The sequence below is a fragment of the Pseudomonas sp. PME37.24/025 genome, assembly GCF_055556615.1.
Genome location: NZ_JBVHNK010000121.1, coordinates 1 through 278, shown reverse-complemented (window position 1 = coordinate 278; position 278 = coordinate 1). Strand labels below are relative to the sequence as shown.

Annotated in this window: 1 protein-coding gene; it reads left to right on the top strand. The window is 64.7% G+C overall.

From position 1 onward, the window contains the following. Positions 1-47: 47 nt before the first annotated feature. Positions 48-278, top strand: a 231-nt coding sequence (locus tag ACZ3HH_RS29765; RefSeq protein WP_465810132.1) for a hypothetical protein, incomplete at its 3' end; no start/stop codon positions are given.

Below are 278 nucleotides of genomic sequence, written 5' to 3'. Positions count from 1 at the left end.
GATCTGGAGGGCCTGCGGCGACGGAATGCGAGCTCGACCAGATGAGAGTGTCGTTCCAGATCGGCGAGGCGTTCGCGAATGTCAGAACGGGAACCGCACGGTCGGGTCTTCTCGCCGTCGTGATTCTTGTCGTCGTGCTCGTCGCGATCTTGTTCGACACCGTGAGCGTGGTGCTGATCTCCTCGAAGGCCGAGTCGTTTCGAGAGGCCGGGGGCGCGGTGCGCGTCCTCGTCGCGCGCGATGGAGTCGATGTCGACGCGTGTGAACGGCTGGGCCGA